We start from the raw sequence: 19,833 nt of genomic DNA on the forward strand, positions 1-19,833 counted from the left end.
CACAAGCACCCCTCACCGCGATGTTACTGAGGTCTTTTCTGTTGGGGCGTCAAGGTACGCGTGGGGCGTTGTTGTGGTAACACAATGGGCGCACCGATGGGCGCGCCCGTCACCGGGCGCGCCAGGGGTGTCGTACGGACGTACTAGGCGGGAGCCGCCAGTTCGGCCCAGACCGTCTTTCCGGGGGAGCCGGGCCTGCGCTCGATCCCCCAGTCCAGGCAGAGCCGCTGCACGATGAACATGCCGTGCCCGCCGGGCCGCCCGGCCCGGTGCGGGGTGCGCGGCGCGGGCTGCCCCGCGCCACGGTCGGCGACCTCGAGCCGCAGCACCTTGGCCCGCCTCAGCACGCGCAGCACCTCGGGGCCCTCGGCGTGCAGACAGGCGTTGGTGACCAGCTCGGAGACGACCAGCAGGACGTCCTCGGCGGCGGCCCTGGCGTCGGCCGTGGCGGCCGGCAGCCAGCCCCAGTCGTAGAGCGCCGTCCTCGTGAAATCACGGGCGAGCGGAACGGTGCCGCTGGTGGCGCCGAGCGCGAGCGTACGCACGTCGAGATCGACGGCGCCCACGACGGGGTCCACCGACTCCTCGATCTCCCTGCCACCGGCAGCAGTGTCCATCAGCGCTTCACCTCACCGATTCAACCGACTCAACGGAATCAACCGATTCACCAGACAACGGACGAAACCGGGGCTCTCCTGCCCGGTCTTTTCCTGACGACACCCGTCGCTCAGTCGGACAGTGCCGCCGCGAGCGAGTCGTGCACGGTGAAGACGACGTCCGCACCGGTGATCTCGAAGACCCGGGCCACCACCGGCCGCATCCCCGCCAGATGGACCCCGCCCCCTGCGGCGTCGGCCTTCAGCCGGGCTCCGAGGAGCACGTTGAGTCCGGTGGAGTCGCAGAAGTCGAGGCGCGAGCAGTCGACGACGAGCCGTGACCGGCCGGCGTCGAGCGCGTGGTCGAGTGGCGTACGCAACACGTCGGCCGTGTGGTGATCGAGCTCACCCACCGGGGTGAGGATCTCGGTCGCCCCCACGGTGCGGACCTCGACCCGCAGCCTCCCCGGCTGCGCGCTGCCGATGTTCTGGCGGTCCATGCCCGTGCCTCTTCTCGCTCTCGCGGATGCCGGTTGACGTGCCACGAACCATACAAGCGACGTGCCAAGGCTTGCACATGAACTCCACCACATAGTAGAGCAAACCCGACAATTGACACTTGCAACCATGCGTGTCGAGCAGGTAGGGCTAGTAAGGCACATTCGAAACGGCCGGCTATGGAGGCGCCGCAAACCGCAGCAGGAAGAAACGATGGAGGAGACCATGTCACCCCGGCTCGACGCCCCGCGTACCCCCGACGCGCCGTCGGCAGATACAACTCCGCCCCCCACCCTCAGCCTTCCCCAGCAGCTCGACGGAGACCTGACCGAGGACCTTCCCGAGATCGGGCCCTTCGACCGGGTCGACCCGATCGACGCCCGGGCGCTCTCGAAGACGCTGTTCGCCCGGCTCGACGCCCTCGAAGAGGGCACCCACGAGTACGCGTACGTCCGCAACACCCTGGTCGAGCTCAACCTCGCCCTGGTCAAGTTCGCCGCCTCCCGGTTCCGCTCCCGCAGCGAGCCGATGGAGGACATCATCCAGGTCGGCACGATCGGTCTCATCAAGGCCATCGACCGCTTCGAACTGGCCCGCGGCGTCGAGTTCCCCACCTTCGCGATGCCGACGATCGTCGGCGAGATCAAGCGCTTCTTCCGCGACACCTCGTGGTCGGTGCGCGTCCCGCGCAGGCTTCAGGAGCTCCGCCTCGACCTCGCCAAGGCGGGTGACGAGCTGTCCCAGCGGCTCGACCGCGCGCCGACCGTCGGCGAACTCGCCGAGGAGCTCGACCTGAGCCGCGACGAGGTCGTCGAGGGCATGGCCGCCAGCAACGCGTACACCGCGAGTTCGCTGGACGCCCAGCCCGACGAGGACGACGGCGAGGGCGCGCTCGCGGACCGGATCGGCTACGAGGACCACGGCATCGAGGGCATCGAGTACGTGGAGTCCCTCAAGCCGATGATCGCCTCGCTGCCGCCCCGCGACCGGCGCATCCTCTCCCTCCGCTTCGTCGCCGGCATGACCCAGTCGGAGATCGGCGAGGAGCTGGGCATCTCCCAGATGCACGTCTCCCGGCTGCTCTCCCGGACGCTGGGCAGGCTGCGCAAGGGGCTGACCCTGGAGGAGTGACCTTCGCGCTCCCCGAATGACGTGTGGAAAGGGCCCGTTCTTCACCGGACGGGCCCTTCCGCGTTATTGACGGACCACCCGGAATGGGACACATTGAGCCCGGGGTTCAGGGGGGAATCGCATGGTTTCTGCGTACGCGGAACTGGAAGAGCGGATGCGTGGCAGGCTCGGGGGCAGAGAGTGTCTCCATGTGCCGTCGTGCCGCTTCGGTCTCTATCTGGCGTTGCGTCACTGGTGCAGACCCGGCGGACGCGTGCTGATGTCCCCGGTCAACGACGACGTCATCTTCTTCGTGGTCCTCGCCGCCGGACTGCGTCCCGTCCAGGCGCCGCTCGACCCGCGCGACGGCTCGATCGACACGGCGGCCGTGCCCGATTCCGTATGGCGCGGACTCTCCGCCGTCCTGACCACCAATCTGTACGGGAATCCCGACCCCGCGCCCGAACTGCGGTCCCGTTGCGATGCCTTGGGAATCCCCCTCCTGGAGGACGCCGCCCACGCCATCGGCTCCGAGATCGGCGGCAGACCGGTCGGCACCTGGGGCGAGGCGTCCGTGTTCAGCCTCTCCAAGCACACCGGCGCCAAGACCGGAGGCTTCCTCGCCCTCGCGGACCCCGCCCTGCGGGCGGAACTGGCCGCAGCACGCGACGAGTTGCTCCACCCGTCGCGTACGACCGCCGAACTCGCCTATCTCGTACGGCCGTACGCCGAGGCGACCGTACGCGGACTGCGCCTGGTCAAGGCTGCGCACGCCACGCTCCGGCTGCTCGGGCAGCAGGAACGCGAGGAGATCCGGATGCCGCTGCGGGCCGGCGAGCTGAAGCAGGCCCTCGCCGCCGCGCCCGGGCTCGCGCCCTTCCACTCCTGGGTCCGCGTCGACATGCACGACTACCGCCTCGGTCCGGGGCCCGGCCGGCTGCGCCGCACCGGACGGCTCCTGGCCCGCCTCGACGCCACCCTCGCCACGCACCGGGCCGGTACGGAGCGGCTCCTTGCGAGCGAGTGGGGCGCGGGCACGGACCCGGGCACGGTCCAGCCGCTCTTCCGCGTGCCCCTGCTCGTCGAGGACCGGGACGCGGCCATCGCCGCCCTCGCCCGCCGCCGGATCGTCACCGGCTACCTCTACGACCCGCCGCTGGACACCTACGCGGGCGAGCTGTTCACCGACCCCTCCCCCGCCCCGGAGCCGGCGGCCTGGTTCGCCCGCCACGCCCTTCCGGTGGACCCGCGGCGGGCGGGCGAGGTGATCGAGGTGCTGCGCGCGGCGGGCGTCCGGCCGATCCGCACGCCGGCCGACCTCGCCGGACCGGACGACACGTCGTCGCGGCGCGGCGACCGTGGCTGAGGCAGTCCGGCTGCACAAGCCGGCGGAGGGGGAGCGGGACCGAGAGCCGTCGGAGGCCGACCCGCCCGAGACCGGCTCCGGCGGGGACTCCATGTTCCGCAACGCGTACGCCCTCATGCTGTCCACCGGCGTCTCGGCGGCGCTCGGGCTCGGCTTCTGGCTGGTCGCCGCCCGCTACTACACCGAGGAGGCCGTCGGGCAGGGCTCCGCCGCCATCGCCGCGCAGCGGCTGCTCGCCTCGATCACCGCGACCACCATGATCGGCGCCGTCGTCCGCTACGTGCCCCGCGCCGGCCGGACCACCGGCCTCCTGGTCCGCCGCATCTATCTGGTCAGCTCGGTCGTCGTCGCGCTGGCCTGCGGAGTCTTCCTGCTCACCATCGACTGGTGGGGCCCCTCGTACGCGCCGCTCGGCACGCTCTCCGCCGGGCTCTTCTTCACCGCGTCCTGCGTCGGCTGGGCGCTGCTGACCCTCCAGGACGGGGTCCTCACCGGGCTCAGGCGCGCCTTCTGGGTGCCCGTGGGCAACGCCGGCTTCTCCATCGGCAAGCTGCTGCTGCTCGTCGCCTTCGCCACCACCATGCCGGTCCTCGGCGTCTTCGTCTCCTGGTCGGCGGCGATCGCCCTCTCCGTCGTCCCGCTCGGCTGGCTCGTCTTCCGCCGGCTCATCCCCCGGCAGGCGCGCGCCGACCGCGACCGCGAACCGCCCGCCATGCGCGAGATCGGCCGCTTCATGGCCGGGGACTCCGTCGGCGCGCTGTTCAGCCTCGCCATGATCAACCTGCTGCCGGTGATGGTCGCCGTCCGCTTCGACGCCGCCCACAACGCCTTCTTCTACACCGCGTACACCGTCGGCGGCACGATGGAGTTCATGGCCATCAACATGGCCTCCTCGCTCACCGCGCACGCCTCGCACAGCCCCGAGTCCCTCGCCGAGGGCGTCCGCGGCGCGCTGCGGCGCATGGCGCTGCTGCTCGTCCCCGTCGTGCTCGTGCTGGTCGTCTTCGCCCCGCAGATCCTCTCCCCGTTCGGCGCGGACTACGCCGACCACGGGACGATGGTGCTGCGGCTGCTCGCCGCCGCCGCGCTCCCCCGCGTCGCCGTCGAGCTGTACATCGGCGTTCTGCGCGTCCAGGGGCGTACTGGCGCGCTCGCCGTCCTCCAGGGCGCGATGTGCGTCCTCGTCCTGGGCAGCGCGGCCCTGCTCCTCGGCCCCGTCGGGATCTCCGGCGCCGGACTCGCCATGCTCGGTTCGATGACCCTGATGGCGGCTGCCTCCGCGCCCGGTCTGCGATCCGCGCTGAAGGGCGGGCGCAAGGAGGTCGAGTACGGCACGAACTGGGCGCGTCGCGCCGCCGAGCGGAGCGGCTACGAGGCGGAGTGGACACGTGGGGGCGCGGCGGCGGACACGGTGACGCCGGCCTTCGGGCTGCCGGTGTACGTACCGCGTCCGGAGCCCGAGCCGGAGCGCGCGGCGGACCCCGGGGCCGCGGGGGACGACGGGCCCGCGACCTGGCTGTGGCTGCTCCTCGGCCTTGCCACCGGCCTCTTCTGGATCCCGCTCGCCCGTGCGGGCAGCCTGGGCCTGGACCACCTGTCCGGTACGCGGCTGATCACCGCGCTGCCCCCGGTCACCCTCACGGCGGGCATCCTGCTGATCGTGCTGCACGTGGCGGTGGTGTCGCTGCGCCGGATCCGTCCGCTGCTCGCCGCGACGATCCTGCTCGCCACCTTCCTCGCCCTGCACACCGCGCCGCCGCTGCTCGGCATCCGTCCGGACCCGGCGGCGGGGCCCGGTGCGGGCCTGGTCCCGGACCCCGCGCTGCCGGTGCTGCCGATCGCGGCCCAGGGGCTGTGCCTGTTGCTGGTGGCGGTACTGCTGCGGGTCCTCGGCGCCGGTGGGCGGATCACCCTCTGCGTGGTCTGGGTGCTGGTCTGGACGGGCTGGGCGGCCCAGCACGCCTTCGCGGCGGCCCCGCTGCCCGTTCTGCTGGGGCTGTGCGGGGCCACCATGGCGGCGGTCGCGGTGCGCGGGCTCAGGCGCCGCTGACCGCGAGCGCCGCACCGCCCCGGAGCCGACCGGGCTCCGGGGCGGCAGGGATCACCGGCCGGCCGTGGGGAACACGAAGAAGCCGGCGTCGGTGCTGACGTAGCCGTAGCCGGACTGCTTGGAGAAGAGCGGGACGTTGTCCGACGGCAGGTCCTTCACGAGGACGTTCTTCGTGCGGGCGTCGACCGCGAGCACGGTGTCGTCGCTCTCCTCCGTCGTGCCGTACAGCACGCCCCCGTTCGGGGAGAGGCGCAGCGGCGTCATCAGCTTCTCGCCCTCCTTCTGCACCCAGACCTCCTTGCCGTCCGCGACCTGCCAGACGGCGGTGCCCTTCTCGGTGGCGGCCGCGGCGAGCTGGTGGTCGGCGGAGAAGACCGACGAACCCTCGGTGTTGATCGTGTCGCCGGGGAAGTCCTCGTAGGCGTACCTCGTGGAGCCGCCGATCTGCTTGCCGCTCGCCAGGTCGTACGTCGCCGTGACCCATGTGTCGGTCAGGAAGGCACCGGCACCCCACGCGGTGAGGATCCGGCCGTCGCGGACGTCGAGGACGCGAATGCTGCCGCTGGTCCGCACGCCCTTGTCGTCGAGCTCCACACCCTTGGGCGGGGTGACGTCGTCGCTGCTCCAGACCTTCGCGCCGGTGGCGAGGTCGGACATGACGAGCTCTTCCGGATCCGTCTCGTACGTGGACCCGTTGTTCACGTGGAAGGTGTACTTGCCGGTGATCAGCGGGGCGTGGCCCGAGCCGCCGTCGATGTCCTTGTTGCGGGGGTCGAACGAGCAGCTCGCCTGGAGCCCGCCGCAGGTGATCTTGCGGGGCTGCCCGCCGCCGATCGGGGTGAGCTGCAGCGTCGCCTGGTCCGCCTGCTCGATCAGGTGGCCCTCGTGGACGTGGAAGGGGGTGTCGCCCTTGTGCTCGGCCTTGCCCAGCTCGGTGCCGTCGCTTCCGTAGACGGTGATCGTGGTGGTGGTGCCCTCCGCGCTCAGCCCGTCGGACTCCGTCGTGCTGGTGGTGCGGACCTCGAACGCCGGCACGCCGTCGCGCCAGGTCGTGGCGGCGACACGGTCGGCCGTCACCTTGAGGGTCTTCCGCACGGCTCCGGTCTTCACATCGCGGAACTCCAGGTTGACGGGGCCCGGTTGATCGGTGGAGTGGAGGAGGCCCGTCGTACCGTCGAGCGGGTCGTCCTTGTAGCCCCCGCCCGCCGCGTACTCGCCCGCGCCGGTCTTGACGAAGAGGAAGGCGTCTCCGAGGTCGATGGCGTCGGCACGCGGCAGGCTCCACGCCTGCTTGTCGGCGAGGCCGGGTATCGCGGGGCCGCTGTAGACCGGGCCTTCGGCCTTCGGGGCATCCTTCGGCGTCCCCGAGGCACCCTTCTCCGGGGCCTTGCCGGCTTCCGGACCGTCGGAGGAGCCGCAGCCCGCGACGAGCCCGAGCGACAGGACGAGACCTGCCGCCATCACTGTGTACTTGTTCATGTCCCCGTTGCTTTCCGCCTGTTATGCATCACTGGGGTGACTCGGCGGATCGATCCGCATGATCACCAGGCAGAAGCATAGGCTCCGCTAATGGCGTGGAACGCGCTGCCCGAAGTACGGATCCGAGCCCGCCGCCCTGTATCCCTCGAGCGCGGGGCCGGAGTTGACGGTCAGATCGCAGTTCGGCCCCGGTACGGCCCGGTTCCAGTGGACGTACGCCCGGACCTTCGGCAGCTTCGGAGCCACCTCGGGGATCTCCTTGTACCAGTCGCGCTGACGCTCCGGCCGGCGCGGATCGGGTGCGGTCGCGAACTCCGACAGCATGACGGGCTTGTTCGCGGAGACGTTCTCGCGCAGCCATTCGTAGCTCGGCCGCTGACTGGCTTCGAAGTCCAGCCAGTTGGGCGACTTGTGGCACTGGTAGTAGTTGTACTGGTCCATGCCGATCCAGTCGACGTACGCGTCCCCCGGGTAGAGCGCCTTCATCTGCTCCTTGTGGCCGAGATAGCCGGAGACGGTCCACACCCACACCACGTTGCGCACTCCCAGCTTCTCGAAGCGGTCGCGCAGATGGCGGTAGGCGGCGACGTACTCGGCCGGGGTCCCTGCACCCTCCTTGATCCGGAAGTCGGTCTCCTGGTCGAAGGAGAAGAAGACCCGCTTGCCGTAAGCCTTGATGCGCCGCGCCTGCGGATCGATGATCGACTCGTCGTACATCCCGGAGGCGATGTTCTTCCAACCGAGCTGGTTCTCGCTCCAGTTGGCGTGGTGCTTCTCCTTCCAGACCGTGGACTCCCAGGCCAGCATCAGCAGCCGTTCGCGGCCCAGCTCCTGCTCGTCGGGGGTGAGGAGTTCGCCGTCGACCGGGTTCCCGGACATGTCGTGGTACGTGTAGACGAGGTCGAGCTTGCGCCCGATCTTCTTCTCGAAGGCGTACACCGGCCGGGTGAGCGAGCTGTCGGCGTCGTACGGGATGTAGGCGCCCCACCAGGCTCCGCAGGGCAGGACGAGGTCGGCGTCGGGGGCGCAGCGGTCGTCGCCGTCGGCGTTGGTGGCCCAGACGCCTATCCCGGCGGCGAGCGCGGCGACCGCGGCGAGGGCGATCGCGGTGTGGGCCCGTCGCTGCGGCTCGGCATGGCGTCCGCTCATCGCCCGCCACCGGGCTTTCGTTTGGCCCGGGCGCGGCTGCTCTCGCGCTCGGCGGCACCCCGCGTGGCGGCGGGCAGCGGCACGCCCGGCAGGACGGCGACGACGGTCACGAAGACGGCGAGGGCGACCAGGAACGCGGTGGTGGAGAAGGCCTCCACCAGGAACAGCGAGGTCGCGGCGAGCGTGGCGAGCGAGAGGCTGACGGGTGCGGCGAGCGCCAGCGCCTCGAGTCGGGCCCCCGGCCGCAGTCCGCCCGGCTGCGGGTGGAGCAGCGCGAGACCGGGCGCGAGGGTCACGAAGGCGAGGACGGGGATCCAGCGCAGTGGGGAGCCGCCCGGCAGCGCGGTCGCACCGAGCGCGAGCCAGCCGGAGGCCGCCAGGGCCACTCTGAGCTGGAGGTGGGCGTGGGCCATGGCGTACTCCAGGTGCTCGGGTGCGGTCGGTCAGGACGCGGTGGACGGCGGCCGGTACTCCAGGACGAGTCCGTGCTCGCTCTCCTCCACCACGTGGAAGAGCGGGGAGCGCTTGAGGTCCTCGCGGAGGGTCCGGAAGCTGCCGGGCGGCAGATAGCCCTCGCCGATGACGGCCTTCTCCTGCGTCGGGGTGAGGACGACGAACGCGGGACGGCCCTCCGGGATGCCCCGGGCGAGATAGCCCGCCGGGTCCTTCAGCATCTTCAGGTTCTCCGGCACTTCCTGCTCGGTGAAGAACCAGCGCTCGTAGTGGTCGTAGCGGTAGTAGGCGCCGGGGAAGGAACCGGTGGTGGCGAGGATCAGCGCACCGTCCGGCGCCCGGTCGTAGGCCCGCCGGGTGAGGGCGAGTTCGGCCGGCGGGGCGTAGTGCATCCCCTCCTTGCCGTAGTAGGAGGGCAGGAAGCCGGCCAGCAGCGCGGCGACGGCGAGCGGCAGCGCGACGGCGGCGGTACGGCGTGCCCACACGGCTTTCCTGCCGACGGCGCCCGCCGCGGGGACGAGGGCGGCCGCGGCGAAGAACGCGGTGCCGGGCAGGCCGAAGAGATAGACGCGGAAGAGCATTTCGCCGCCGTAGTCGTTGACGGCGAACATGGGTACGGGAGCGGCGGCGGCGAGCAGCAGCGGCAGGGCGCTGCGGACGAGTCTGCGGCGCAGCAGAACGGCCGTGCCGGCGAGTGCGGCGAGCGCGAGCACCATCAGGATGTTGGCGGTGCCGACCAGCTCGGGGCCGGGCCCGGTGGGTTCCCCCGCGTATCCGGCACGGGAGTTGGAGAGCAGGTCGCCGGCCGAGTCCTTGAGGGTGCTCATGGTCTCCAGGAAGAGCACCCGGCCCATGGTGAGGTCCCAGGCCAGCATGATGAGGCCGGTGACGACGAGCAGTCCGATGTTGCGGTAGCGGCGGGTGAGGCAGAGCGCGAACAGGGTGGCGCAGAGCATCACCGGTGTGAGCTGGTGCGAGGCGTTGATGGTCGCGATGAGCGGGGCGATGATCAGGACACAGATCGCGCGCTGCTTGAGCGTCGTGGGCGGCGGAACGGCGGCCGCGGCCGGGTCGAGCGTGGTGCGGTCGCGCAGCCGTCCCGCCGAGCCGGGCCGGACGAAGTGCCGGACGACGACGGCGAAGACGGTCAGATAGAGCAGATACGAGAAGCCCTGCGGGGAGAGGTAGTCCTGGCCGACCCAGTTGGCCAGCTGGAAGATCCACACCCCGGTCCACACCAGCCGCCAGTCGTCGCTGAAAGTGCGGTAGATCAGCAGCAGGACGGGGAGGGTGAGCAGGCCGAGGGCGATCGGCGCCCAGTTGATGAACGAGGCCGCCGAGTCCACGCCGAAGGCCCGTACGAGCGCCGCGTCGAGCGAGAAGAACCCGGGCCACTGGTCGTACGCGGACATGCCGCCGGACAGCTCCCGCTGCGGGTACACCGTGCCCTCGACGAGCAGCCGGCTGATCACGGCGTCGTGCTTCGACGCCCAGGCGTAGCGCACGGAGTCGTAGAGGACCGCCGGCGGCGCCTTGAGCGCCACGAGCATGGCGACGCTGTACGTGGCAGGCCACCACGGCGCGGTCCCGGCCCGCCGGAGCGTGACCAGGAAGCCGCAGGTCAGGACGGCGAGGGAGGCGTAGTACGCGAGCGGGAACCGGTCGAGGAGCCCGTAGTCGGCGATGTCACGGAAGCCGATCCGGGGCAGTGCGTACAGCCAGAGCGCCGCGGCCACGAGCAGCGGCAGCACGCTGAAGACGGTCTGCGGGCTGGGGAGGGAGCGCGAACGGACCGGCGCCGTCCCGTGCGGCCGGGCGTCGGGAAGCGACGGCGCACTGCTTCCAGCGGCCGGTGCGGACACACGTTGCTGCACGGTGACACTCCCCCCACGAACCCCACGAACTGTCCCCTTCAGCGAAGTATAGGAACGGACTTCGCCTTTGTACGCGTATTCAACCCCCTTACCCCATAAGGGAGTTGACGATCACCATCAGCCCGCGAACTCCGGCCCCCTGAGCAGCGCGCGGGCCCTGCGGTACATCCGCCAGCCGACCGTCGGCAGCGAGTCCGGATACGGCGCCGCCTTGGCTCCGCGCCCCTCCATCCAGTTCTCGATGTCGGCGACGGTGTGGCCGCGGCGCAGGATCAGCCGGGCGATCCGGTACCGCTCGTCGGACTCCGAGCTGAGGGCGTGCCGGACGGCGACGGCCGAGACGTATCCGGCGGCGACGGCGGCCCGGCGCACGGCCGGGCTGTTGTAGCCGTGCGGGTAGGCCAGGTGGCGGACCTCGTGCCCGAGCACGTCCTCCAGGACGGCCTTCGACTCGCGCAGCTCGCGCCTGAGGTCCCCCGGCCCCAGGGTGTCGAGCTGCGGGTGGGTGACCGTGTGGCCGCCGACCTCCATCCCGTACTGCTCGAGTCGCGGCGCCTGGCCCAGCGTCATCATCGGCGCGGGCGGCAGCAGGCACGCCCGGCCCGGAGTGATCGCCCCGGTGGTCAGATACGCGGTGGCGGGCAGTTCGCGCGCGGCGAGCGCCTCGGCGGTCGGCCCCGGCAGATCGGCGAAGCCGTCGTCGAAGGTGAGGACGACGGGCCGGGGCGGCAGCGGGGCGCGGCGGGCGAAGTGGTCGGCGAGGGTGCCGACGGTGACGGGGGTCCGTCCGCTGTCGACGATCGCGTCGAGCTGGGCCCCGAACTCCTTGGGCGTCACCGTGAATTCGGCGATCCAGGCGGGCGGGTCGTCCATGACCGCGTGGTAGAGCAGAACGGGGATCCGGGTGTGGGCGGGCGCGCTCATCTCACGCCTCGCATCCGGAGACGGGCCTTGGCGTAGCCGATGGGTCCGTAGATCATTCCGCGTCGCTCCAGTCGGGAGAGGCTGCGAGGCCAGGGGTGGGCGGGAACACCGTGCTCGCCGGGGACGGTGTGGTCCCCCGGGACGCCGTGGTCGCCGGCGGCTTCCCGGTGGGCGGTCATGTGCTTCGCGTACACGAGCCCGCGGGGCAGCCGGGCGAGGAGCGCGGGCAGCAGCGACGGCCGGCGTACGAGGGTGGCGGTGAGGTACGCGGTGAGGCCGGCGCCGTAGCCGTACGCCTGGTTCCGCAGGTCCTGCCAGGTCTCGCGGTGGTGGTGCCACACCAGGGCCTCGGCGGTGTAGCGGAGCCGGAACCCGGCGGAGAGGACGGCGACGAAGGCGTACAGGTCGTCCCCGCCGCGGGCGGCCGTGCCGGTGCCGGTGGCCGGGTCGAAGCCGCCGACGGCCTCCAGCGCCCGCGCCCGGAAGGCCATGTTGGCGCCGGATCCGAAGCTGCCCGCGGTGAACGGGAAGAGCGGTTCGTCGGCGGGCGGGCGCAGCGGGTCGTACAGCCGGGGCGCGAAGCCCTTGGCGAAGCCGCCGTGGGATTCGAGGAGGATCTGGGCCGGGGTGCGCAGCCTGGCGGGCAGGATGAGGCCGGTGACGCAGCCGAGCCGGGGGTCCGCCGCGAAGGGCGCGGTGAGGGCGGTCAGCCAGTGCGGATCGGCGACGACGTCGTCGTCGGTGAAGGCGACGACCTCCCCGCGGGCGTGGGCCAGGCCGGTGTTGTGGGCGACCGCGAGTCCGGGGGTGTCCTCGCGGACGTACCGGACGCGGTCGGCGTACTTCCGGGTGACGAGCTCCTCCGTCTCCCGCGTGGTGGGCGCGTTGTCGACGACGAGGAGTTCGTGGTCGGGGTGGTCCTGGTCGAGCAGGGAGTCGAGGGCGCGGGCGAGCTGGTCGGCGCGCTCGCGGGTGGCGACGACGACGGTGGCGCGCGGCGGTACGGCTTCGGGCGCTTCGGGCTCTGTCGGCTCGTCGCCGGGGCGGGCGAGCCCGGGCCGGGCGAGCGCCGCCAGCACCTCGGCGGCGTCCGCGCCTTCGGGGACGTGCCCGAGCACGGTGGCGGCGGGCCGGCCGCGGAGCCGTACGAGCGCGTACACGTCACCGGCGACGGGGGGCGGTCCCCCAGGAGCGGGCCGGAAGGAGAGGACGGGTCCGTCGGGCGAGTCGAGATCGAGGTCGACGACGGAGAGGGCCTGCGTGCGGTTCATTCGGGTTCCCCCGGCGGAGGTGAGGGCGGACGGCTCGGTGGATCGACGTGGCTGCGCGGCGGCCTGCGCCCCGGTCATCCACCGGGGCGCAGGCGGGCGAGCCGGTTGAGGGTGCGGCGGCCGCGCGCGGCGAGCGCCGGCCGGTTCCGTACGAAGCTGTGGGCGCGGCGGGACGGCTCGCGGGACAGCCAGTAGAGCCCGGCGCGCACCCCCGTGCGGACCACCGACCCTTCGTACACGGTCAGTTCACCGGTCTTCAGGGCGTCCTTGTACTCCGCCGCGCCCCGGCCGAGGTCGAGCATCCCGATACCGGCCGCCGCGGCGGCCTCCGCCATCCGCAGATGCAGGATCAGCCCGGGCGAGTACTTGGCGAACTCGGGGTCGTACGCGGGGAACCAGCAGGACAGGACGGTCGGCGAGCGCAGACCGAAGTGGGCGGCGACCGGCCGCTCACCGGCGTACAGCACGGACAGGACGCCGGAGCAGCCGGGCGTGCGCAGCTCGTGCAGCCGCCGGACCAGGGTGTTGATCCACTCCTTGGCGAAGCGGTCGCGGCGACCGGTCCTGCGGTACTGGGCGGACTTCCACTCCATGAGGGTGCGCAGGGCGTCCGGGTCGCGCTCGTCGAAGACGAACCGGGTGGCGCCCGCCTGCCGTCCGAGCCTGCGCTCCTTGGCGAGCGTGGTCTTGAGGAACTTCGGCGACTGGGCGCGCAGCACGGCCTCGTACGCGGCGTAGCCCTCGCCGACGTCGATGACGGGCGAGGCGAAGGCCTCGGCGGCGGCCCCCTCGAACGTCGGCTGCGCCGCCTCCAGGTTGTCGAACTCCCAGGCGGAGAGCCGGCAGACGCGCAGCAGTGCGCGGGCCGACGGCCTCAGACCGGGCCGGAGGACGGCGCCCTGACAGTCGGAGACCCCGAGCCCGATGGCCCGGCCATGTCCGAACGGCCCTTTCTCGTAGGGGAAGAAGCCGACGGGCTCGCCGCCCTCCCTCCACACGGCCACCCGCGCCCGGGGCCGCACGGCGGCGACGGCCCGGGTGAACTCCGGCCCCATGAAGGGATTGTCGGGCGCCCCGGCCTTCCCGCGCAGCTCACGCCAGGCGTCGGTCTCGCGCGCGGTCAGTTCCCCCGGTTTCACGATCTTCAGACTGGTGACGGCCTGCGTACGCGATGGCACGCGGCCGGCCTGCGTGCGGACAGCACTTTTACGGACAGCGCTCAACTCTCCGACCCCCCGGTCTTCCCCCCTGAGTCCTGCCGGTACAGGACGGTACCGGTCGAAAACCCTCCGGGACAGGGCTACTCGTGCTTTCTGTGACCGATCCGTGAAGGAGTGTGCAGGAGGGTAATTGGTGGTGATCAAGAGACCAATGGGGCATGTCGGCAGAGGAGTTGAGAGACCTCCGGGGACGGGCTCCGCATCATCCGGGCGACGCTAGGGTGCGGGGCATGCTGATAGGTACGGGACGGTCGGCGGACGTGTTCGCGCTGGACGACGAGTGGGTGCTGCGCCGCTACCGGGACGGCGAGGACGCGGCGCACGAGGCCGCGACCATGGAGCACCTGGCCGGTCACGGCTATCCGGTGCCGCGGGTCCGTTCCGTGTCGGGCCCGGAGCTCGTCATGCGACGGCTGACCGGCCCTTCCCTGCTGGACGCCCTGCTCGCGGGTACGGTCACCCCCGAGTCGGCCGCGACGATCCTGGCCGACCTGCTGCACCGCCTGCACACCGTCCCGTCCCCGGCGCCGGCCCCGCTGCTCCACCTCGACCTGCACCCGGGCAACGTGATGCTGACGCCCGAGGGGCCGTTCGTGATCGACTGGTACACGGCGGCGGCGGGCGATCCGGCGCTGGACTGGGCGATGTCGGCCCTCATCCTGGCGGAGGTCGCGGTGACGCCGGTGCCGTACGCCGACGGCGCGCGAGCCGGGCTGGCCACCCTGCTGTCCCTCGCGGACACGGGCGGCCCTCTCCCGTTGACGAAGGCCCGGGAACGCCGAGCGCTGGACCCGCACCTGGACGGGGCCGAACGCGCCCGCCTGGGCGAGGCGGTGGCGCTGGTGGCGGCGCTGGAGGTCAGTCCAGCGTCTGGATGACCTCGCTGCGCGTGGAGGTGTGCACGACCCGGGCCCGCGCCCCGTTGACGAGGGGCAGGTACGGCGGGACGTGGCCGCACTCGACGTCGGCGACGATCGGCACGTTCAGGGAGCCGAGGGCGTCCATGACCGCTTCGTGCTGGGTGAGCGAGGGGGCGTCGGGCGCGGAGGTCCGGCCGACGAGCACGGCGTTGGCGCGGTCGAAGAAACCCGCCAGCCGCATGCCGTGCAGGTTCCGGCAGATGGTGAGCGCTTCGTCGCCGCACGCCTCGACGTACACGATGAGCCCTTCCGGGGCGTGCTCCCGGGCGAAGGCCGACACGTCGAGATACGGCGAACCGGCGGCGTTGCACACGGTCTCGATGCAGCCCCCGATCAGACGCCCTTCGACATCCACGTCACCGCTGCCGTCCAGGCGGGTCCACCTGCCGGGCGTGTCGAGCGTGAACTCACTCGTCTCGGGGTGGTGTTGCCAGTCGTCCCAGCCCGCCGCCCGGTGCCGGCCAGGCGGGGTCTGGGTGAACGGCCGCCCCTGCGGCGCGGAGGCGATGTCGAGCCACGAGAGCAGCCCCTCGGGCGCCCGGTACGGGGTGTCCATGAGGTTGTTGCCGTGCAGGGTCGCCACCCCGGTGAGGAGGGTCAGCGGTGTCATGAGGGTCGACATGTCCGAGTACCCGACGAGCCAGGTCGGCTCGGCGTCGCGCAGCCGACGCCAGTCGAGCAGAGGCAGCAGATCGATCGCGGTCTCCCCACCCCACGGCGGAACGACGGCCCTGATGTCGGGATCGGTCAACATCCCCATCAACTCGGCGGCCCGCCGGGCAGCAGGCGCGCTGACATGCCCGGCACCGTCCATACAGTCCCCGACGGCGACCTCGTATCCACGCGCTTCCACATGCCGAACCGCCACGTCCAGGCGCTTGCTCAGCTCCTTCGAGACTCCACTCGAAGGGGAGGTGACACCGATACGGTCACCGGGACGGAGGGGGCGCGGGTATCGAACGGACATACGCCGGATTCTGGCACGGGCCGCCCCTGCGGCTCGACGGATTTCCCGCGGGCCGCCGGGGCGGGGCCGGGCGCGATCAGACCACGCGTACCCCACGGCGCCAGACCTCGGTCACCAAGGGGACGCCCGGGCGGTAGGCCAGGTGGACGTGGGACGGGGCGTTCAGGATCGTCAGGTCGGCGGTGGCGCCCGGGGAGAGCCGGCCGATGTCCGTGCGGCGGAGGGCCGCCGCGCCGCCTGCCGTGGCCGACCAGACCGCTTCGTCCGGGGTCATTCCCATGTCCCGTACCGCGAGCGCGATGCAGAACGGCACGGACGAGGTGAAGGACGAGCCCGGGTTGCAGTCCGTCGACAGCGCCACCGTCGCGCCCGCGTCCAGGAGGCGGCGGGCGTTCGGCCACTCGGCGCGGGTGGAGAACTCCGCGCCCGGGAGGAGCGTCGCGACGGTGTTGCCCGAAGCCAGGGCGTCCACGTCCGCGTCCGTCAGGTGGGTGCAGTGGTCGGCGCTCGCCGCGTCCAGCTCCACCGCGAGCTGGACACCGGGGCCGTACGAGAGCTGGTTCGCGTGCACGCGCGGGTGCAGGCCCTTCGCCATGCCGGCGGTGAGGATCGCCCGCGCCTGGTCGCCGTCGAACGCGCCCTTCTCGCAGAAGACGTCGACCCACCGCGCGTACGGTGCACAGGCGTCGAGCATCTCGCCGGTCACCAGGGCCACGTAGCCGGCCGGGTCGTCGGCGTAGTCCGGGGAGACGATGTGGGCGCCCAGGTACGTGACCTCGTCCGTGTGCGCGGCCGCGATGCGCAGCGCGCGGGCCTCGTCCTCGACCGTGAGGCCGTAGCCCGACTTGGTCTCGAAGGTCGTCGTGCCCTGGGTGAGGGCCTCGCGCAGGTAGCGGGCGACGTTCGCCGACAGGGCCTCGTCGGAGGCCGCGCGCGTCGCCGCCACCGTCGTGCGGATGCCGCCCGCCGCGTACGCCTGGCCGGACATCCGCGCGTTGAACTCCGCCGTGCGGTCGCCCGCGAAGACGAGGTGCGAGTGGGAGTCCACGAAGCCGGGGATCACCGCCCGTCCACCGGCGTCGACCCGGTTGTCAGTGGCCGGTGCTTTGCTGGATTCACCGACCCAGACCACACGGTCGCCGTCCACGACGACGGCCGCGTCCTGGATCAGGCCGAGAGGGGTTCCATCACCGAGAGAGGGGTCGTTGGTGACCAGACTGGCGATGTTGACGATGGCGGTGGCGGCCGTCGCCACGGCGCTGTTCGCACTCGTGGGCGCGGAGCTCGCCGCCGTGTTGTTCGTCGCCGCGGGGCCCGTGTTCATGGTGAGAGGTGTCTCCTTCAGGCGCTTCAGCCGCGCAGTGCGGCGATCGATTCCGCGAGGGCGCGGGGCACGTCCGGCACGGTCTGGTGGACCCCGTCCCGTACGACATGGCGGCCGCCCACGATCGTGTGCCGCACATCCGCGGCCGACGCTGCGAATACCGCCGTCTCGGCTGCCAGACGCGGCACCGGTCCCGCTGTCCTGACCGAGTCCAGGGCGATCGTCGTGAAGTCGGCGAGCGCGCCCGGCTCCAGGATGCCCGCCTCGCCCCAACCGAGCGACGCGTGACCGTCGGCGGTCGCGGCCCGCAGCAGGGCCGCCGCCGTCCAGTGGCCGCGCGTGCGGGAGCGGAGGCGCTCGTTCAGCTCCATCGCCCGGGCCTCCTCGAGGAGGTCGATCACGGCGTGGCTGTCGCTGCCCAGCGAGAGCGGGGAGCCCGCTTGCTGGAGGGCGACGGCCGGGCCGATGCCGTCCGCGAGGTCGCGTTCGGTGGTCGGGCACATGCAGGTGCCGGTCGTGGACGAGCCGATGAGCGCGATGTCCGCGTCCGTGAGGTGCGTGTTGTGGACACCGGTCGTCTGCGGGCCGAGCACGCCGTGGTCCGCGAGGAGCTGCGTGGGGGTGCGGCCGTGGGCCGCGAGGCAGGCCTCGTTCTCGGCCGTCTGCTCCGAGAGGTGGACGTGCAGCGGGGCGCCCCGCTCGCGCGCCCAGTCCGCCACGGTCGACAGCTGGTCGGCAGGGACCGCCCGTACGGAGTGGATCGCCGCCCCGATCCGTACGCCGTCCCCGCCCTCGCGCTCCTTGAGCAGCGAGACGCGCTCCGCCCAGGCCTCGGCCGTGCCGTCGGAGAAGCGGAGCTGGTGCTGGTCGGGCGCGGCGCCGAAGCCGGCGGAGAGATAGGCCGTGTCGAGGAGGGTGATCCGGATGCCGGCCTCGGCGGCGGCCTCGATCAGCGCCTCGCCCATCGCGTTGGGGTCGGCGTAGGGGGTGCCGCCCGGCGCGTGGTGCAGGTAGTGGAACTCACCGACCGCGGTGATCCCGGCGAGCGCCATCTCGGCGTACACCGCCCGTGCGAGGGCGTGGTACGTCTCCGGGGTCAGCCGGGAGGCCACCTGGTACATCACCTCGCGCCAGGTCCAGAACGTGCCGGAGCCGACCTGGACGGTGGAGCGCAGGGCGCGGTGGAAGGCGTGCGAGTGGGCGTTGGCGAGGCCGGGGACCGTCAGGCCGCGCAGGGCGACGGCGCCGGGCGGCGGGGCGTCGACCCCCGTGCGTACCGCCGTGATCCGGCCGTCCGTCGCCTCGAGGGCCACGCCCGGCTCGACGTTCGTGTCGAGCCAGGCGTGCTCCAGCCAGTACGTCACCTGCACGCGAGACCCTCCAGTACGTCGGCGAGTGCGAGGACCCCGGCGACGCAGTCGTCCTCGGCAGCGAATTCGGCCGGGGAGTGCGAGACGCCCGTGGGGTTCCGTACGAACAGCATGGCGGTCGGAATCGATTCGGACAAAATGCCCGCGTCGTGTCCTGCGCCCGTACCGAGGACCGGCGTCTTCTCGCCGAGGATCCCGGCGAGCTCGTCCCGCAGCGCGTGGGCGAACTCCACGACCGGCGTGAAGGACTCCCTGACGACCGTGAGGTCGATGCCGTGCCGGTCCGCGTAGTCACGGGCGGCGGTCTCGACGCCCGCGACGACGGTGTCCAGGGCGCCCTGGTCGGCGGCGCGCGCGTCGAGCCAGCCGCGGACGAGGGAGGGGATGGCGTTGACGCCGTTCGGCTCGACCGCGATCTTGCCGAAGGTGGCGACGGCGCCCGCGAGTTCGGCCTCGCGACGGGCGGCGAGGACGGTCTCGGCGTAGGTGAGCATCGGGTCGCGGCGGTCGACGAGCCGGGTGGTGCCGGCATGGTTGGCCTCGCCGGCGAAGTCGTACCGCCAGCGGCCGTGCGGCCAGATCGCGGAGGCGATGCCGACGGAGTCGCCGGTCAGGTCCAGGGCGCGGCCCTGTTCGACGTGGAGCTCGACGAAGGCGCCGATGCGGGCGAGCCGCTCCGGGTCCGGGCCGATGGTCTCGGGGTCGTGACCCGCCGCCTCCATGGCCTGCGGGAGGCTGATGCCGTCGCCGTCGCGGAGCTCGTACGCCTGCTCCTTCGTCAGCCGGCCGGCGGTGAGACGGGAGCCGACGCAGGCGAGTCCGAAGCGGGCGCCCTCCTCGTCACCGAAGTTGGTGATCGCGAGGGGCCGCTCGAACACGACGCCACGGGAGCGCAGTTCGTCGAGCGCGGCGAAGGAGGAGACGACGCCGAGCGGGCCGTCGAAGGCTCCACCGTCCGGTACGGAGTCCAGGTGCGAGCCGGTGACGACCGCGTCCCCGGCCGCCGGGTCGCCGAGCCAGGCCCACTGGTTGCCGTTGCGGTCGACCTCGTAGTTCAGCCTGCGGGCCTCGGCCTGCATCTGGAACCAGAGCCGGCAGTCGGCGTCGGCGGCGGTCCAGGCGTAGCGGCGGTAGCCGCCTGAAGCGGCGCGGGGGGCGCTGGGGGGGGCCGCCCGCCCCCATGGGGGGGAAATCACACACACGCGGAGGGTCCCCCGCCGCACCGGCCGCCGACGCCCCGAACGGCGGCCGCCCCCCCCCCC

General features: G+C 72.2%; 17 protein-coding genes. 4 read left to right on the plus strand and 13 right to left on the minus strand.

Features of this window, described 5'->3' with window-relative positions:
* Nucleotides 1–143 precede the first annotated feature (143 nt).
* Both ACFC0D_RS35375 and ACFC0D_RS35380 read right to left on the minus strand, forming a co-directional pair.
* Nucleotides 144–617, minus strand: a complete 474-nt coding sequence (locus tag ACFC0D_RS35375; RefSeq protein WP_376445285.1) for an ATP-binding protein — start codon at nucleotides 615–617, stop codon at nucleotides 144–146.
* Between the two features lie 110 nt (nucleotides 618–727).
* Entirely contained in the window at nucleotides 728–1,096 is a 369-nt protein-coding gene (locus ACFC0D_RS35380) for an STAS domain-containing protein (protein WP_329119816.1), read from the minus strand.
* A 223-nt stretch (nucleotides 1,097–1,319) separates the two neighbouring features.
* Here ACFC0D_RS35380 and ACFC0D_RS35385 point away from each other — a divergent pair, with 223 nt between their 5' ends.
* The 3 genes from ACFC0D_RS35385 to ACFC0D_RS35395 all read left to right on the plus strand — a co-directional run bounded on the left by ACFC0D_RS35385 (nucleotide 1,320) and on the right by ACFC0D_RS35395 (nucleotide 5,620).
* A complete protein-coding gene (locus ACFC0D_RS35385; protein ID WP_376445325.1) occupies nucleotides 1,320–2,225 on the plus strand; it encodes an RNA polymerase sigma factor SigF in 906 nt (301 codons plus the stop codon).
* 121 nt (nucleotides 2,226–2,346) lie between these two features.
* Nucleotides 2,347–3,570: a DegT/DnrJ/EryC1/StrS family aminotransferase gene (locus ACFC0D_RS35390; protein ID WP_376445289.1), complete on the plus strand. Its 1,224-nt coding sequence runs from the start codon at nucleotides 2,347–2,349 to the stop codon at nucleotides 3,568–3,570.
* Nucleotides 3,563–5,620, plus strand: coding sequence for a lipopolysaccharide biosynthesis protein (locus tag ACFC0D_RS35395; protein WP_376445292.1), 2,058 nt, complete (start codon nucleotides 3,563–3,565; stop codon nucleotides 5,618–5,620). Before ACFC0D_RS35390 ends, ACFC0D_RS35395 begins: the two co-directional genes overlap by 8 nt.
* 51 nt (nucleotides 5,621–5,671) lie before the next feature.
* On the opposite strand, the gene ACFC0D_RS35400 is transcribed toward ACFC0D_RS35395, so the two are convergent.
* The 7 genes from ACFC0D_RS35400 to ACFC0D_RS35430 form a co-directional block, all read right to left on the minus strand.
* Complete coding sequence (locus tag ACFC0D_RS35400) at nucleotides 5,672–7,099, minus strand: hypothetical protein (protein WP_376445295.1); 1,428 nt, start codon at nucleotides 7,097–7,099, stop codon at nucleotides 5,672–5,674.
* Nucleotides 7,100–7,186: 87 nt separating this feature from the next.
* Complete coding sequence (locus ACFC0D_RS35405) at nucleotides 7,187–8,248, minus strand: glycoside hydrolase family 26 protein (protein WP_376445297.1); 1,062 nt, start codon at nucleotides 8,246–8,248, stop codon at nucleotides 7,187–7,189.
* On the minus strand, nucleotides 8,245–8,661 hold the full coding sequence (locus tag ACFC0D_RS35410; protein WP_376445299.1) for a hypothetical protein: 417 nt from the start codon (nucleotides 8,659–8,661) through the stop codon (nucleotides 8,245–8,247). The genes ACFC0D_RS35405 and ACFC0D_RS35410 overlap by 4 nt, the downstream gene beginning before the upstream one ends.
* 30 nt (nucleotides 8,662–8,691) lie before the next feature.
* Nucleotides 8,692–10,575 carry a hypothetical protein gene (locus ACFC0D_RS35415; protein WP_376445302.1) on the minus strand — a complete coding sequence of 628 codons (1,884 nt, stop codon included), beginning with the start codon at nucleotides 10,573–10,575 and terminating at the stop codon, nucleotides 8,692–8,694.
* A 117-nt stretch (nucleotides 10,576–10,692) separates the two neighbouring features.
* Nucleotides 10,693–11,499 carry a polysaccharide deacetylase family protein gene (locus ACFC0D_RS35420; protein WP_376445304.1) on the minus strand — a complete coding sequence of 269 codons (807 nt, stop codon included), beginning with the start codon at nucleotides 11,497–11,499 and terminating at the stop codon, nucleotides 10,693–10,695.
* The gene (locus ACFC0D_RS35425; RefSeq protein WP_376445307.1) at nucleotides 11,496–12,770 is read right to left on the minus strand and encodes a glycosyltransferase; all 1,275 of its coding nucleotides are present in this window, start codon (nucleotides 12,768–12,770) and stop codon (nucleotides 11,496–11,498) included. Before ACFC0D_RS35425 ends, ACFC0D_RS35420 begins: the two co-directional genes overlap by 4 nt.
* 74 nt (nucleotides 12,771–12,844) lie before the next feature.
* A complete protein-coding gene (locus ACFC0D_RS35430; RefSeq protein ID WP_376445310.1) occupies nucleotides 12,845–13,948 on the minus strand; it encodes a GNAT family N-acetyltransferase in 1,104 nt (367 codons plus the stop codon).
* A gap of 272 nt (nucleotides 13,949–14,220) precedes the next feature.
* On the opposite strand from ACFC0D_RS35430, the gene ACFC0D_RS35435 reads away from it, so the two are divergent.
* Nucleotides 14,221–14,868, plus strand: a complete 648-nt coding sequence (locus ACFC0D_RS35435) for a phosphotransferase (RefSeq protein ID WP_376445313.1) — start codon at nucleotides 14,221–14,223, stop codon at nucleotides 14,866–14,868.
* Here ACFC0D_RS35435 and ACFC0D_RS35440 read toward each other — a convergent pair.
* From ACFC0D_RS35440 to ACFC0D_RS35455, 4 genes are all read right to left on the minus strand, one after another.
* Complete coding sequence (locus ACFC0D_RS35440) at nucleotides 14,849–15,877, minus strand: S66 peptidase family protein (protein ID WP_376445316.1); 1,029 nt, start codon at nucleotides 15,875–15,877, stop codon at nucleotides 14,849–14,851. The two genes, ACFC0D_RS35435 and ACFC0D_RS35440, sit on opposite strands and share 20 nt — an antisense overlap.
* A gap of 76 nt (nucleotides 15,878–15,953) precedes the next feature.
* On the minus strand, nucleotides 15,954–17,201 hold the full coding sequence (gene hutI, locus ACFC0D_RS35445; RefSeq protein ID WP_376445319.1) for an imidazolonepropionase: 1,248 nt from the start codon (nucleotides 17,199–17,201) through the stop codon (nucleotides 15,954–15,956).
* 26 nt (nucleotides 17,202–17,227) lie between these two features.
* Nucleotides 17,228–18,571, minus strand: a complete 1,344-nt coding sequence (locus ACFC0D_RS35450) for a formimidoylglutamate deiminase (protein WP_376445322.1) — start codon at nucleotides 18,569–18,571, stop codon at nucleotides 17,228–17,230.
* Complete coding sequence (locus ACFC0D_RS35455) at nucleotides 18,562–19,767, minus strand: allantoate amidohydrolase (RefSeq protein ID WP_376445328.1); 1,206 nt, start codon at nucleotides 19,765–19,767, stop codon at nucleotides 18,562–18,564. Before ACFC0D_RS35455 ends, ACFC0D_RS35450 begins: the two co-directional genes overlap by 10 nt.
* Nucleotides 19,768–19,833: the final 66 nt, after the last annotated feature.

The organism is Streptomyces sp. NPDC056222 (genome assembly GCF_042264065.1).
Lineage (GTDB): Bacteria > Actinomycetota > Actinomycetes > Streptomycetales > Streptomycetaceae > Streptomyces.

Excerpts from the sequence above, each read along its gene's own strand:
- ACFC0D_RS35375 (WP_376445285.1), bottom strand. The coding sequence starts at position 617 with ATGGACACTGCTGCCGGTGGCAGGGAGATCGAGGAGTCGGTGGACCCC.
- ACFC0D_RS35380 (WP_329119816.1), bottom strand. The coding sequence starts at position 1,096 with ATGGACCGCCAGAACATCGGCAGCGCGCAGCCGGGGAGGCTGCGGGTC.
- ACFC0D_RS35385 (WP_376445325.1), top strand. The coding sequence starts at position 1,320 with ATGTCACCCCGGCTCGACGCCCCGCGTACCCCCGACGCGCCGTCGGCA.
- ACFC0D_RS35390 (WP_376445289.1), top strand. The coding sequence starts at position 2,347 with ATGGTTTCTGCGTACGCGGAACTGGAAGAGCGGATGCGTGGCAGGCTC.
- ACFC0D_RS35400 (WP_376445295.1), bottom strand. The coding sequence starts at position 7,099 with ATGAACAAGTACACAGTGATGGCGGCAGGTCTCGTCCTGTCGCTCGGG.
- ACFC0D_RS35405 (WP_376445297.1), bottom strand. The coding sequence starts at position 8,248 with ATGAGCGGACGCCATGCCGAGCCGCAGCGACGGGCCCACACCGCGATC.
- ACFC0D_RS35410 (WP_376445299.1), bottom strand. The coding sequence starts at position 8,661 with ATGGCCCACGCCCACCTCCAGCTCAGAGTGGCCCTGGCGGCCTCCGGC.
- ACFC0D_RS35420 (WP_376445304.1), bottom strand. The coding sequence starts at position 11,499 with ATGAGCGCGCCCGCCCACACCCGGATCCCCGTTCTGCTCTACCACGCG.
- ACFC0D_RS35425 (WP_376445307.1), bottom strand. The coding sequence starts at position 12,770 with ATGAACCGCACGCAGGCCCTCTCCGTCGTCGACCTCGATCTCGACTCG.
- ACFC0D_RS35435 (WP_376445313.1), top strand. The coding sequence starts at position 14,221 with ATGCTGATAGGTACGGGACGGTCGGCGGACGTGTTCGCGCTGGACGAC.
- ACFC0D_RS35440 (WP_376445316.1), bottom strand. The coding sequence starts at position 15,877 with ATGTCCGTTCGATACCCGCGCCCCCTCCGTCCCGGTGACCGTATCGGT.
- hutI (WP_376445319.1), bottom strand. The coding sequence starts at position 17,201 with ATGAACACGGGCCCCGCGGCGACGAACAACACGGCGGCGAGCTCCGCG.